The organism is Hydrogenovibrio sp. SC-1, assembly GCF_002848135.1.
Taxonomy (GTDB): Bacteria; Pseudomonadota; Gammaproteobacteria; order Thiomicrospirales; family Thiomicrospiraceae; genus Hydrogenovibrio.
The window spans coordinates 16,749-30,011 of sequence record NZ_PKGB01000007.1; the positions used below are offsets into that span (position 1 = coordinate 16,749).

General features: G+C 45.1%; 13 protein-coding genes and 1 riboswitch. Of the genes, 5 read left to right on the top strand and 8 right to left on the bottom strand.

Translation table 11 applies throughout. The annotated features are described in order from the left end of the window. Positions 1 to 80 precede the first annotated feature (80 nt). Complete coding sequence (locus tag CYQ88_RS05315; protein ID WP_101840316.1) at positions 81 to 965, top strand: hypothetical protein; 885 nt, start codon at positions 81 to 83, stop codon at positions 963 to 965. Here the strand turns inward: CYQ88_RS05315 and pnuC are convergent, their stop codons facing one another. The 8 genes from pnuC to CYQ88_RS05355 all read right to left on the bottom strand — a co-directional run bounded on the left by pnuC (position 966) and on the right by CYQ88_RS05355 (position 9,536). Next, a complete protein-coding gene (pnuC, locus tag CYQ88_RS05320; protein ID WP_199170164.1) occupies positions 966 to 1,583 on the bottom strand; it encodes a nicotinamide riboside transporter PnuC in 618 nt (205 codons plus the stop codon). Continuing rightward, positions 1,570 to 1,845, bottom strand: coding sequence for a hypothetical protein (locus tag CYQ88_RS05325; protein ID WP_101840317.1), 276 nt, complete (start codon positions 1,843 to 1,845; stop codon positions 1,570 to 1,572). Before CYQ88_RS05325 ends, pnuC begins: the two co-directional genes overlap by 14 nt. A gap of 85 nt (positions 1,846 to 1,930) precedes the next feature. Next, on the bottom strand, positions 1,931 to 4,021 hold the full coding sequence (locus CYQ88_RS05330) for a TonB-dependent receptor (protein ID WP_101840318.1): 2,091 nt from the start codon (positions 4,019 to 4,021) through the stop codon (positions 1,931 to 1,933). Between the two features lie 120 nt (positions 4,022 to 4,141). Continuing rightward, a riboswitch (TPP riboswitch) is annotated at positions 4,142 to 4,242 on the bottom strand. Between the two features lie 112 nt (positions 4,243 to 4,354). After that, positions 4,355 to 4,975, bottom strand: coding sequence for an FMN-dependent NADH-azoreductase (locus CYQ88_RS05335; RefSeq protein ID WP_101840319.1), 621 nt, complete (start codon positions 4,973 to 4,975; stop codon positions 4,355 to 4,357). Positions 4,976 to 5,125: 150 nt separating this feature from the next. Further along, positions 5,126 to 5,773, bottom strand: a complete 648-nt coding sequence (gene adk / locus CYQ88_RS05340) for an adenylate kinase (protein WP_101840320.1) — start codon at positions 5,771 to 5,773, stop codon at positions 5,126 to 5,128. A gap of 49 nt (positions 5,774 to 5,822) precedes the next feature. Continuing rightward, complete coding sequence (locus tag CYQ88_RS05345) at positions 5,823 to 6,710, bottom strand: fructosamine kinase family protein (protein WP_101840321.1); 888 nt, start codon at positions 6,708 to 6,710, stop codon at positions 5,823 to 5,825. A gap of 33 nt (positions 6,711 to 6,743) precedes the next feature. Next, positions 6,744 to 9,149: a penicillin-binding protein 1A gene (locus CYQ88_RS05350; RefSeq protein WP_101840322.1), complete on the bottom strand. Its 2,406-nt coding sequence runs from the start codon at positions 9,147 to 9,149 to the stop codon at positions 6,744 to 6,746. Positions 9,150 to 9,326: 177 nt separating this feature from the next. Further along, positions 9,327 to 9,536, bottom strand: a complete 210-nt coding sequence (locus tag CYQ88_RS05355; protein ID WP_101840323.1) for a hypothetical protein — start codon at positions 9,534 to 9,536, stop codon at positions 9,327 to 9,329. Positions 9,537 to 9,743: 207 nt separating this feature from the next. On the opposite strand from CYQ88_RS05355, the gene rph reads away from it, so the two are divergent. Genes rph through CYQ88_RS05375 form a run of 4 tightly spaced genes read left to right on the top strand, consistent with a single transcriptional unit; the run spans position 9,744 to position 13,260 of the window. Next, on the top strand, positions 9,744 to 10,460 hold the full coding sequence (gene rph / locus CYQ88_RS05360; RefSeq protein ID WP_101840324.1) for a ribonuclease PH: 717 nt from the start codon (positions 9,744 to 9,746) through the stop codon (positions 10,458 to 10,460). Beyond that, positions 10,461 to 11,063, top strand: coding sequence for an RdgB/HAM1 family non-canonical purine NTP pyrophosphatase (gene rdgB, locus CYQ88_RS05365; RefSeq protein WP_101840325.1), 603 nt, complete (start codon positions 10,461 to 10,463; stop codon positions 11,061 to 11,063). 11 nt (positions 11,064 to 11,074) lie between these two features. Further along, positions 11,075 to 12,850, top strand: coding sequence for a DUF1538 domain-containing protein (locus CYQ88_RS05370; protein ID WP_101840326.1), 1,776 nt, complete (start codon positions 11,075 to 11,077; stop codon positions 12,848 to 12,850). Beyond that, positions 12,847 to 13,260 carry a P-II family nitrogen regulator gene (locus CYQ88_RS05375; RefSeq protein ID WP_101840327.1) on the top strand — a complete coding sequence of 138 codons (414 nt, stop codon included), beginning with the start codon at positions 12,847 to 12,849 and terminating at the stop codon, positions 13,258 to 13,260. Before CYQ88_RS05370 ends, CYQ88_RS05375 begins: the two co-directional genes overlap by 4 nt. Positions 13,261 to 13,263 lie beyond the last annotated feature (3 nt).

Below are 13,263 nucleotides of genomic sequence, written 5' to 3' on the forward strand. Positions count from 1 at the left end.
ACTTGCTATTGTAACGTGTTATAAGGTAAAACATCATCCTTTACTGTTGCCTGCTAGCTTTAAGAGTTATAGAACACAAGATGAATCTAAAACAGCTTACCGAAAGATTGCAAAGCGATCAGCTGAATACTTTGAACGTATTGCCCAGTCCGTTTTCTGACAGCAGTCATCATATTGTATTGCAAAAGTTCGGTGATCGCATTGAAGTGGTCAAAGGGCTGAGAGATCAGGCTCAACAAAGCCCTTTTTGGCAAGGAATCGACCGCTTATTTGGTGTCAGCTTAAGCCAGCAAATTGCCCTTTTTGAAACCAGTTATCCTTGGTTGGCGCAGCATACGTCTATCCGGTTACCGCGTTGGTTAGAGACGTTTTTTAATGACCAAGGTCAGGCCGATGCCGTTCGATCCAGTTTTTTAGCTGGGCAAGGGGTTCAAACTGAACAAGTTGATCAGGCGATAGTCGAACAGCTTGCAAAGCATCTCTATAGTTGGCACCAACTTTCCAACGCCAGATTTGGTTGCATACAACAGCCACAAGGCGAACGCCAGAGCTGGCCTGCGCACTTGCATGACTATTTGCAAACCTTACCGGAGGCATCAAACTGGGATCGGCAACTCAAACAGCAAAGTCTGCAACAATTGAGCGAACAGCCAGAAGCGTTTATGCCGGAACAGTTTGGTGTGATTATGCCGGATTTACGCTGGGATCAGTTTTTGGTGGCCGATGGGCAGTTAGCTCTAACTGATTTGGATGCAGTGGTTTTTGGCCCTGTCGCGTTAGAGTGGGTGTTATTAGAAGGCTTATTGACGGAACAACAAGCGCGTTGGTTTCTTCAAGCTTACCCAGGTCGTCCTCCCATCCTTGCGCCTGTGCGTCAAGTCTATCGAGCCGTCCTCTCCCAGTTACAGGTATTTGGCGAACAAAACGCCCAGGCCTGGCTGGATTTACCCACTTGGTTTGATTAATCAAGCGGTTTGATGGGTGTGAAGTTCCTTTCTCCAAGTGAGATAACCGATGATGGCCAGCACAAAGTAGAGCATAAACATCACAATGGTTAGATAGAAGCCACTCAGCCAGTAAAGGTACATGGCGGCAGAGTTAATCACCAGCCAAAATAGCCAGTTTTCGAGGAGTTTGCGTGCCATCAAGTAGGTGTTCAGTACCGAAAAGATCATGACTCCAGCATCCAAATAGGGCGACGCTGAATAGTCACCACTTTGCAAATAGCTCCCAATTCCCCAAGTGAGCAAACACCCGAGCAATAAAAAGGATAGGTGAAACCCAAAGTTCTGGGTGTGAACGGCGATGGCTTTATCGGATTGCGGGGGTTGATGCCAAAGCCAGAAACCGTAAACCGCCATCGCCAGATAGTAAGCGTTGAGTAGCGATTGCAAAGGCAGTTGGGCTTGCCAAAATAAAATGGTATAGATTAGCGTGCTAACAAAGGCACTGGGCCACGCCCAAATGGATTGGCGAATGGCTAAAATCACATAGGCAATGCCAAGCAGGGTTGCAATGGCTTCCCAACCAGAAAGTGCCTTAAGTACGGTTAGAATTTCATCGATTAGATTAGCTGTTTCCACAGTTATCTATATCCGCTTTGGATCGGTCGGTGCCGAGCAGTTTAATCACAAAAATGGTTTTAGGGTTTTGTTTGAGCACCCATTCAACATCCTCGGTTAGTGCATTCATTAGCGTGCGATAGTCCCCAAAGATTTGTGTGCTAAGGGCATTTCTTTCAATATGAATATTGGGGCGTTTTTCTAGGTCGGCAATAAAGGCCAAGATAGCAGGACAATAGTGATCTTGAAGCGGGTACATACTGATGTCGATAGAAGCTTTCATGTTGTATTTCTCACAGATTGTTGGTTAAGTTTGAACCCAAAATAGGATAAAAACGACCAGGCCTGTCGTTTTTATCCTGCTATGCCTAAAAGTTCATACTGGCGGTCAGACCAATCTGACGCGGATTCCCTAGGCGAATATATTGTTCGGTGATGCTCCAGGTGGGTTCATTAGCAAAGTAAAAACCACGGGTTGCGTAACGCTCATCCGTCAAGTTCTTGGCCCAAAGTGCCACTTCCCATTCTTTGGTTTGATAACCAATACGTGCATTCACCAATTGATAAGGTTGAGATTTTTGTGAATGCGGGGTATCAAAATAGAATGCATCCACCGCCGTCGCTTCTAAGCGCGCAAAGTAGCCAGTAGGATGGCGATAGTGGGTGCCGATCGTTGCTTGATAATTGGGCGCATGTGCCTGTTCGCGGTTACTGATGCTAAAGGCGCCTGATGCGGAAGTGCCTTTAACGGTGGTGTTGAGCAAGCCTAGCGTGGAGAAAAGTTGCCATTTTGGCGTCATCTGCCATTTCAAGTCCGCTTCTAAACCACTATTGGTCGCCGAATCGAAATTTTCGGTGTAGTACACATAGTTGGTGCCAACATAGGTATAACCTTCGAATTGCGGTTGTTTGCGGTTCATGTGGAACAAGGCAATATGGGTCGATAGCTTGTTATCAAAAGCTTTGGCTTGATAGCCAATTTCGGTATTGATCACGGTTTCGCTATCGAAGTTTCGCAAGGCTTCTTCAGCAATCGCCAGTCCGGTGTTTACCCCGCCCGCTTTATAACCTTGAGATAAGGTGATATAAGCCGAACGCTGTGGACTAAAGTGCTGAGTCAGGCTAACATTGGCGCCGACCATGCTGTCACTCGGACGGTAAGATTCGGCATTGTTATTATCGTATTGAGCTTGATGCTGTTCAATACGCAAGCCGGTTGATAAGGTGGTGTTTTCGGCGACTTGGGTGTCCAATTGTCCAAACCCAGCCGTTTTAATCACTTGATAATCACTGCTTAAATCGGTTCCGTAATTATCCGTTGTGTGATTGGCTTCATCCATTTTGGCAATATAAGCGCCGACTAACCAGTCAGTGCTGTCGTTAAACAGCTTGGCTTTCGGTTCAGAAATCAAACGAACTTCTTGGCTTAAGGTTTGGCGATCTTTTAAGTTTTGATAGAAAAAGGTGTTATCCCCAGAGGCATGGTAACCATTGTATGCCCAGTCGCCATCATAGCTGTAGGTCATATCGGATTGGCCGAGTGTAGTGATACTGACCAAGGTCATTTTGTCGCCAAACCATTGGTATTTAATCGCACCAGCATTGCTTTTTTGAGTGTCTTTGCCGGGCTCGTCAGAATGGGTGGTAAAGGTGTTATCTAAAGACCAGGCATCATAACCATTATCCAGGTTAGCATGCAGCAACGTTACATCCAATTGGCTGGTTTCACTTGGGAAAAACCGTAATTTACCCCGAACATTCAGTTCGTCTTTGCCATTGGTATCGGTACGGTTTAAATAATCGTTTTTCATAAAGCCATCGCTAAGATGTTTTTGCACGGCAATACGATATTGACCACTGTTTTCGGCACTGGAAAAAGGACCACTGGTGACGAGTCCGATTTCACGTAATTGATCTGAACCAACCGTGGTTTCAATACGGCTTTCACGATAAGGTGTGGGATCGTTTGATTGGATATGAATCAGACCGGCAATGGCACTGTTGCCATAGCGACTGCTTTGTGCGCCTCTGAGCACTTCCACTTGTTTGACATCAAATAGAGTGGCCGTCATGCCAATGCCACTGAAATCAATCCCATCAATCGACATACCAACGCTCGGGTTGGGGGCCCCCGTATAATCATCTAACTCGCCCATGCCTCGAATTTGAATGTGACGTGCACGTGAGCTTTGACCGGAAAAATTCACATTTGGCGTTTGCAGCAATATATTATCAAAGTGACTGGCACCTTCTTGTTGAAGGGTCTGAGCGTCAATAATCGTATGACTGGCGGCTAAGTTATCTGATTCAGTGCCACGAAGGTCAGCTTCAACTTTAACGGGCGCCATTATGAGAGGCTTGTCGGTATCCGCGGCTTGAAGCGTGGTTAAGGAACTTAAGCCAGTGAACAGTAAGGTCAGCGGTAAAATTGCTGGAAGTTGGGTATTACGAAAAATCATTATCTATCCTTGATTATGAAACCGTAATCCAAGTCAATGCGTGGATTAAAAAACAACGGTTTCTTACAGAAAAAAATCAAAAAAGGACAGGAAAGCAAAAGACATAACTTTATAACAAGTTAGTAGAGATGCAGCCTGTTCCTACGCCAGTATTATCTGGATCAGGTTTAAGGGTTCCCCAAATTGGATCTCAGGCCGGTTGGCCACCCCTCGGCAAATAAAAGCGCTTGCACCCAGTTTGGGTTCAAGTCAATTATTAAAGCGTTGCATTATATACGAAACCCGTTTAAATGCCAGTTAGATTTATAATCTTGAACGAATAGAAAAGGGCTTTTAGAGATCGGACTCCATTGCTGTGATGATCTCTGAAAGCGCCTGCTGTTGAGCTGCTTGTGCTTTTTCAGCCGCCCCCCCTTGACCAGGCGCCACAAATGTTGATATCTGTTCAATGCCAATAAAGTTCATTGCAACTTTTAAGTAAGGCGTTACAAAGTCCATCTCATTGAGGGGGGCGCGCGTGTAATTGCCACCAGTGGCCACCACAATAATGGCCTCTTTATTTGGCAGTAATCCTTTTGGCCCTTGGTCGGTATAGACAAACGTTTCGCCAACGCGCAACACCAAGTCGAGATAGGCTTTCAGGCTGGAAGGAATGGAAAAATTGTACATAGGGGTACTGATGAGCAGGGTATCCGCACGTTTCAGCTGTTCAATTAATTGATCTGAGAGTGCCAGAGCGTGTTGTTGGTCGGCGCTACGCTTGTCACTGGGGGTGTACATGGCATTGATCACGGTTTCCGTGATATGGGGGATTTGTGCTGAATTGGTATCTAGGCGTTCGATAATGCCGTTAGGGTGCTTTTTTAGCCAGCTGTTTTCAGCTTGATCTGCCAAGTTTTTAGAAACAGAGGTTTGTTGACGTGCACTGCTGTCAATCCGTAATAGAGTTGCCATGAGCGTTCCTTTAAATGTCTAGAGAAACTTCATTATAGGTAGAATAGACTCAGCTAAAAACAACGATTGCGGGGAATGAGTGTTGCGGATAGAGGAACAATTAAAATAAAAAAGGGCGCCTTGACGCCCTTTTTAGGTCTTTGCTCAGTCTTAGTTAAGCGATGTTAAGATGGCGTTTTCGACATCACTAATGGGTTGAGTCCCATCGACTTTGATATATTTTAAGTGAGTATTTTGATCTGATTCAGCACGGTAATAATCCACTAAAGGTGCTGTTTGGGCATGATAGACTTTAAGGCGATCCAATACCACTTCTGCTTGGTCATCATCCCGTTGAATCAAGTCTTCACCGGTTTCATCATCCTTACCGGCAACTTTTGGAGGATTATAGGTTAAGTGGTAGGTGCGTCCCGAACCAGGGTGAACACGGCGACCGGCCATGCGATTGACAATTTCCTCATCTGGCACGTCAATTTCAATAATGGCATCAATTTCAACGCCCGCTGTTTTTAAGGCATCGGCTTGCGGAACCGTTCTTGGAAAACCATCAAGCAAAAAACCATTCGCGCAATCGGTTTCTTGAATACGGTCTTGAACCAGACCAATAATGATTTCATCTGTCACCAGCTTACCCGCATCCATAAATTCTTTGGCCATTTTTCCCATCGGCGTTTGTGCTTTGATGGCGGCACGAAGCATGTCTCCCGTTGAAATTTGGGGGATATTGAATTGTTTGGTTAAAAATTGGGCTTGGGTGCCTTTACCTGCGCCGGGTGCGCCAAGAAGAATAAATTTCATAGTTGCGTCCATGATTAAAAGAAGTTAATTCGTAAAATTCGGTGGTATTTTAGCATGCGTTAAGCAAGCTTTGAATCATTCGCTCAGCTTGGTGTAAATAGCTTTTACCATATAGGTTGAAATGGTTGAGGACATGATACAGTTGATAAAGCGTTTTACGTTGCTCGTAGCCTGGGTTCAACGGGAAAACCTGTTGGTAGCCTTGATAAAATTCGGTGCCATAGCCCCCAAACAGTTCCGTCATGGCCAGGTCAGTTTCTCGGTCGCCGTAATAGCTGGCTGGATCAAAAAAAACAGGATTACCTGTTTGGGTAAAACCACTATTTCCCGCCCAAAGGTCACCATGTAGCAAGGACGCTTCGGGTTGGTAAGCTTGAAAAAAATGGGGTAACTGTTTGATGAGTTCAACGCCATCGGCCAATAGCGGTTTGGGTGCTTGGTTTTTGGCGGCCAGCTTAAGTTGGGGCAGCAGGCGTTGCTGACCATAAAATTCTACCCAGTTATCGTGCCAAGTATTGGGCTGAGGAGTCCGACCAATATAGTTATCTTCAAACCAACCAAATTGACGATCCGGGTTAATTTGATGATGCAATAACGCTAAATCTTTACCGCGCTGAGCGTCGTCTCCTTTATGAGATAACGCAATATAGCTCAAAAGTAACCAGGCCTGCGGGGGGCTCCCAGATAAAGTGCCTTGGGCTATAACCTTCGGAACATGAATGCTATTGGTTTGTAAGATCGTTTTTAAGCTGGTCGCTTCGGTTTGTAATAAGGGAGCGCAATTGAGTTGGTTGAGTTTTAAAAAGTAATCGCCATCCGAGGTATGCAATCGGTATGCAGCGTGTATATCCCCGCCACTGAGTTCGCTTGCATTGACAATATGAAAAGGTTTTTGAAGTGTTTGACTGATTGTTTCGCTAAGTCGTGTCCAATCCATTGCCTTTACCTCATTACGGAAAGTTACATTTTTCTATTCAAATAGTTCTTGAGTCATCTCTTCAATACGTTTTTCAGAAAGGTCGGGAATCACTGGCGCATAAGCTTCACGGAAGACTTCAAAAAAGGCATTCGGTTCGTCGGCTAATACGGCTTGGCCTGTCGCAGGATCAATCGGGATATTAACCAGCCCTTCGGGAATGGCAAATGGCGCATTAGGATAAGGTTGAAGGGCTTCACGCATATAGTCAATCCAAATCGGCAAGGCTGCGCGCCCTCCCACTTCGGAGCGACCTAAGCTTTTGGGTTGATCAAAGCCTACCCAAACGGTGGTGGCAATATCTGGGCTAAATCCTGAAAACCAAGCGTCTTTTTGATCATTGGTGGTGCCCGTTTTACCGGCAATGTCATTGCGGTTCAGTACCTTAGCTTTGCGCCCAGACCCAAAATTGATAACATCTTGCATGAGCGTGGTCATGATATAAGCATTCTGTGGGGTAATGATACTCGGCGCATTATTTGGAATGCCCTCAAAACATTGATTTTCACAAGCAGTGAGTGGCTGTGCTTTATAGAGAATATTGCCATCAAAATCGGTGATGGTATCAATTAAATAGGGATCAATTCCGTAGCCACCATTGGCAAATGCGGCATACCCCTTGACTACTTGCCAAGGCGTAAGCTGAACCGACCCCAAAGCCAAAGAGAGGTCACGGTGGGCATTTAAGCGTTCTTCGGGGAAGCCAAAACGGGCAAAATAGTCCAGTGCGTAGCCAACGCCAATTTGTTGTAATAACCGAATGGAAACCAGGTTTCGAGAATGGGCTAGAGCATTGCGCAACCGAGTCGGGCCATAAAAGCGTCCAGAATAGTTTTCAGGGCGCCAAGATTCTTCTAAAGCGGCATCGTGAAACACCACAGGCGCATCGTTAATAATGCTGGCGGCGGTAAATCCTTTTTCTAACGCACTGGAATATAAAAAGGGTTTAATATTAGAGCCGACTTGGCGATGGGCTTGGGTGACGCGGTTAAACTTGCTCTTGAAATAATCAAAGCCACCCACGAGTGCAAAAATGCGGCCATCTTTGGGATTGATTGAAATCAGGCCAGCTTCGGTGAGTGGGTTCTGTGCCAGTTGCCAGTGATTATTTAAATATTGTAAATAAATAACATCGCCCGCTTTAAATATGCTGTTAAGGTCGGATGGCGTGTCGCCCGTTTTATTAGTGTCAATGTAGGGAGCCGCCCATTGAATGTCTTCAAGCTGCAAGGTAATGATTTGCTCGTTTTGCATCATGACTTCGGCTGTTTCGGTCGCCACGGTTTTGATCACGCCAACTTCGAGTGAGCCAAATTTTTCAGTGTTATCTAGCTCATCTAGCAACTGTTCTGGATCGGTCAGTAAGGTTGGTGGCAGATGACGGATAACCCCGCGATAACCGTGACGACGTTCATAGTCTTGTAAACCGTCTCGGATGGCTGAATTGGCGACGGCTTGAAGCTGACTATCAATTGTCGTCATAACAGTTAAGCCATTTTTTAGGGCTTCTTTGCCAAATCGGTCAAGCGCAAATCGGCGTGCCATTTCAGCAACATAGCCGGCTTCAATGTCGATGTTTGCACTGGAGAGTTTTGCATGAACTGGAACCGCCTGGGCGGCTTGCATTTCGGTCAAAGAAATATAGCCATTGTCATACATGCGTCTTAATACATAATTACGACGAATTTGAGCTCTTTTGGGGTTGTAGATTGGGTTATAGCGTGACGGTGCCTTTGGTAAACCGGCAATCATCGCGAACTCGTCCAATGAAAGGTTCGCTAGATCTTTGTTGTAATAAGTTCTCGCTGCGGCGGCAACCCCATAGGAGCGGTAGCCCAAAAAGATTTTGTTGAGATACAGTGCTAGGATTTGTTGCTTACTGATCTGATGTTCAATCTTGTAAGACAACACGATTTCATTGAACTTCCTTAAGTAAGTTTTCTTTTTACTGAGGAAAAAGTTGCGCGCAACTTGCATGGTAATGGTCGAACCGCCAGATTTTTTACTACCTGTCGTAATGAGTTCATAGACTGCACGCGCGATCCCCTTGTAATCCACTCCGCCATGATTAAAGAAGTTTTCATCTTCTGCTGAGATAATCGCTTGGGTCATCGTTAGTGGGATTTCGGGATAGGTGAGTGGGATGCGTTTTTTTGTACCGATTTCACTAATCAGTTTCCCATCTTGGGTTACGATTTTTAATGGGACTTGGTAAGTGACATCTTCAAGTTCAGACGCATCCGGTAAGGTAGGATAAATTTTAATATAATAGGCCGTGCCTGCTGCAAGGGGGGTTAACACCATCCCAAACCAAAAAAATAACCAAAATAAGCGTCTAAAAAAACGGCGTTTCGGCTTTTTTGGGGGGGGCGTTGGTTGCTCTGGCGTGTCAGCGTTCATTTAGGGCTTTGGACTCACAATTTGGTCACTAGAGTTAGAAAAAATATATATCGAACGTATTATACAAAAGTTTTGACTGGTGTTGAGGAGAGTGACAAGGTAGGTTTAGATATTATCTCCATTCTGCAGGTGAAAAAAAACCCAGTAAAACTGGGTTTTTTGATCCACAGCGCAATTTTACTTTGAATAGCGCTTGGTTTTGATGTCACTATACATAAGGTATAGATTTCCGCCAACAATAAATGTTGCTGCGAAAATGACGCCGAACATGCCAATTGCGACTTGTAAAGATTGAGGTAAAACGTCTGCCCAAATACCCAATAAAACAAGTAATGGGATGACAACTGCGATTGCTAGAACGCCAATCATTTGTATTAAATTGCTCATTTATATTTCCTCTGATAAGTTGTTATTCCTGACAACATTCCGAACTATACTGACGTTTAAGGAAAAATTCAAATAAAAATATTGATTGATGTCAAGAAATAAAGCTTATGACCCGCTGTAGGGGGAAAGCCATGTCCGAGTCATGCATTAATGTATAATTTATTTCGTTTTTAAATATGGTTATAGTAACAATTTTAGGAGATGTGCATGCGGCCAAGTGGGAGAGCATTAGATCAGTTACGGCAAATTCAATTTACCAAGCATTTTACCAAGCATGCGGAAGGATCGGTATTGGTTGAGTTTGGCGATACCAAGGTTATTTGTAATGCAACTGTCGAAGAAAAAGTGCCCCCATTTCTACGTGGAAAATCACAAGGTTGGATTACGGCAGAATACGGGATGTTACCGCGTTCTACCGATAACCGCATGCGCCGAGAAGCCAGTGCTGGAAAACAAGGGGCGCGCACGGTTGAAATTCAACGTTTGATTGGTCGATCCCTGCGAGCTGCTGTGGATTTGACGGCGCTGGGTGAAAGAACCGTTTTGGTAGACTGTGATGTGATTCAAGCGGATGGTGGCACCCGTACGGCATCCATTACCGGTGGGTTTGTTGCGATATCACTGGCCATTCAAAAGCTATTGGAAAAGGGGTTATTGAATACAACTCCTATTTTGCATGGCGTCGGATCTGTTTCGGTCGGTATCTATCAAGGTCACCCGGTTTTGGATTTGGATTATGCAGAAGATTCTAACGCTGAGACGGATATGAATTTGGTAATGACAGAAAAGGGTGAATTTATTGAGGTACAAGGCACAGCCGAAGCGGCACCATTTTCAATGATGGAAATGAATGCCATGTTAGCCTTGGGGCAAAAAGGCATTGCTGAGTTAATTTCTATACAAAAAGCCTGTTTGGAGGCATAAATGCAAACTGTGGTATTGGCAACCGGAAATGCTGGCAAGTTGGCCGAAATGCAAACGCTATTGTCCCCGTTAGGAATGGCGATAGTGCCGCAAAAGCAGTTTTTTACTGAAGAAGCGGTAGAGGATGGGTTGACGTTTATTGAAAATGCTTTGATAAAGGCCCGGTTTGCCAGTGAAAAAACCGGGTTTCCGGCGATTGCCGATGACTCTGGGTTAGAGGTGGATGCTTTAGGCGGACAACCTGGAATTTATTCAGCACGTTACTCGGAAGGCTATCAAGGCTTACCAGCGTCAGATCAACGTAATAATGAAAAATTGTTAGCCGAATTGGCGCAATCGAATAGTCAGAATCGTCAAGCCTGCTATTATTGTGCAATGGTTTTTGTTCGTCATCCTTTAGACCCTACCCCTGTTATTGGATTGGGGAAATGGTGTGGTTCGGTTATGAGCGAACCTAAGGGCACGGGTGGATTTGGTTATGACCCCATTATTTGGATGGCTGACCAAGGTTGCTCGGTAGCTGAATTATCAAAATCATTAAAAAATTCTCTTAGTCACCGTGCTCAAGCGATTGAGCAACTGGTGATACAATTGAAACAGTGAGTTGAAGATTCATGAAGAAAATCCCTTTTCACGAACTGGTTCAGCAGGAACGCTTTAACACCAAAGTCATAACCTATAATGAACTGACAAAGTCCCCCGAAGCGGCTTATCAAAAAATTGAGGTGACGAGAACCGATGTCCAACGGTTACTCACCCCTTACCTGAAGCAAAAGGTGTCAGAACAACTTAAGGCCGTTTTACCCCTGGCCTTATATTTGGTTTTATTTCAAACCTTGATATTACGCCAGCATATTATGGATGCCTCTTTGGTTGTGGGCGGTTTACTGGCAGTCATTTTAGGGTTGATGCTGTTTATGGAAGGTCTTCGGTTAGGGTTGATGCCATTTGGTGAAACCATTGGTAATAAGCTACCCAAAAAATCTACCTTGCCGGTGGTGTTATTGATTGTCTTCTTATTAGGGATTGGTGTGACATTTGCCGAACCCGCAATCGGTGCTTTAAAGACAGCAGGCTCTAATGTCGATCCCATGATAGCGCCTTATTTATATACGTTATTAACTGATTGGTCCGATATTTTGGTGCTCGTCGTTGGGGGAGGGGTTGGGTTGGCTGCAGTGCTTGGCACCTTGCGGTTTATCTTTGATTGGAGCCTGAAGCCGTTGATTTTGTTATCAGTGATCCCGACATTGCTGATTACGCTTTATTCGATGCAAATTCCCGAACTCAGTCGTATTGTGGGTTTGGCATGGGATAGTGGCGCTGTGACCACCGGTCCAGTGACTGTGCCTTTGGTTTTGGCATTGGGGATCGGGATCGCGGCGGCGGCGGGGAGTGGTAACCAGTCATTGTCCGGATTTGGGATTGTCACTTTGGCCTCATTGTTCCCAATTATTGGTGTGCAACTCTTAGGAATTTATATTTATGAAACGGTTCCACTAGATCAGATACTGCAAGGCGTACAAATGGCTCAAGCTTCATCGCCGGCTTGGTATGAAAAAACCCCGTTTGTGGAAGTGATTAACGGTATTCGAGCCATCGTCCCATTAGTGTTGTTTTTAGGGCTTGTGTTGTTTTTGTTGTTAAAAGATCGAATTCCCGATGTGAAAGTAGTTTTATTGGGCATTGGTTTTTCGGTAATAGGGATGGTGATATTTAATTTGGGGTTAACCTATGGCCTAGCAGCTTTGGGAACACAGGCCGGTTCCTTAATTCCGGCTGCCTTTACCGGCATTGATGCCATTTCCGATTCCCCCTTATATTGGTTTAGTTTAGGGATTGCCATTACCATTATCTTCGCGTTTATTTTAGGGTTTGGTGCGACGATTGCCGAACCTGCATTGAATGCATTGGGGTTGACGGTTGAACGGCTCACCAATGGGGCCTTTAAAAAACAAACGCTAATGATGGCCGTCGCTTTGGGCGTCGGTGGTGGTATCGCGTTAGGGGTGGTGAAAATCATTTTTGACTGGTCTTTAGCTTGGATGCTATTGCCGTTATATTTATTCGCGTTGTTGCTGACCCTGCTGTCCACTGAAGAATTTGTAAATGTGGCTTGGGATAGTGCTGGCGTGACCACCGGTCCTGTTACGGTGCCATTGGTTTTAGCAATGGGCTTGGGGTTGGGCCAAGCGGTTGGAGCAATAGAAGGATTTGGCATTTTGGCGATGGCGTCAATTGGTCCGATTTTATGTGTGCTGATTGTTGGTCTATGGACGCGATATCGCAGTTACCGCTTGGAAAAAGAGGCTATTGAAAGTTCCGTGACATTGGATAACGGTTTGCTGAAAAATGTGACGAGTCAGGCTAAATCAAAGGGGGACAAATGAGTTTTCAAAAAGAAATGACCATTTTGACGGAAGTGTCATTGATTACCTGTATGGTGCCAAGAGGGCAGGGTAATGTGGTGGTTGAAGCAGCCAGAGGGGCTGGTGCACAGGGCGCGTCTATCCATTATGGGCGTGGTGCAGGGGTTCGTGAACGCTTAGGGCTATTAAGTATTACCGTGGATGCTGAAAAAGAAGTGGTTCAGATTATGGTTTCAAAGCAGCAGGAGGAAGAGGTTTTTACAGAAATGTTTATTGCCGGGAAACTGGATACCCCAGGCATGGGCATTATTTATGTGACGCCTTTAGAAAAGGCCGCGACTTATATTCCTCCACATGTGCTTGAAAAGATTGAACAAAGGCGCGCTAAGTCCCATCAAAAGCTTAATGTAGCAGAAGTGTTGTCAGAATAGGGG

Bases quoted from the DNA above. Each gene is read 5' to 3' on its own strand.
- CYQ88_RS05355 (WP_101840323.1), bottom strand. From the start codon at position 9,536: ATGAGCAATTTAATACAAATGATTGGCGTTCTAGCAATCGCAGTTGTC.
- CYQ88_RS05350 (WP_101840322.1), bottom strand. From the start codon at position 9,149: ATGAACGCTGACACGCCAGAGCAACCAACGCCCCCCCCAAAAAAGCCG.
- CYQ88_RS05325 (WP_101840317.1), bottom strand. From the start codon at position 1,845: ATGAAAGCTTCTATCGACATCAGTATGTACCCGCTTCAAGATCACTAT.
- CYQ88_RS05345 (WP_101840321.1), bottom strand. From the start codon at position 6,710: ATGGATTGGACACGACTTAGCGAAACAATCAGTCAAACACTTCAAAAA.
- CYQ88_RS05315 (WP_101840316.1), top strand. From the start codon at position 81: ATGAATCTAAAACAGCTTACCGAAAGATTGCAAAGCGATCAGCTGAAT.
- CYQ88_RS05330 (WP_101840318.1), bottom strand. From the start codon at position 4,021: ATGATTTTTCGTAATACCCAACTTCCAGCAATTTTACCGCTGACCTTA.
- rph (WP_101840324.1), top strand. From the start codon at position 9,744: ATGCGGCCAAGTGGGAGAGCATTAGATCAGTTACGGCAAATTCAATTT.
- CYQ88_RS05335 (WP_101840319.1), bottom strand. From the start codon at position 4,975: ATGGCAACTCTATTACGGATTGACAGCAGTGCACGTCAACAAACCTCT.
- CYQ88_RS05375 (WP_101840327.1), top strand. From the start codon at position 12,847: ATGAGTTTTCAAAAAGAAATGACCATTTTGACGGAAGTGTCATTGATT.
- rdgB (WP_101840325.1), top strand. From the start codon at position 10,461: ATGCAAACTGTGGTATTGGCAACCGGAAATGCTGGCAAGTTGGCCGAA.
- adk (WP_101840320.1), bottom strand. From the start codon at position 5,773: ATGAAATTTATTCTTCTTGGCGCACCCGGCGCAGGTAAAGGCACCCAA.
- CYQ88_RS05370 (WP_101840326.1), top strand. From the start codon at position 11,075: ATGAAGAAAATCCCTTTTCACGAACTGGTTCAGCAGGAACGCTTTAAC.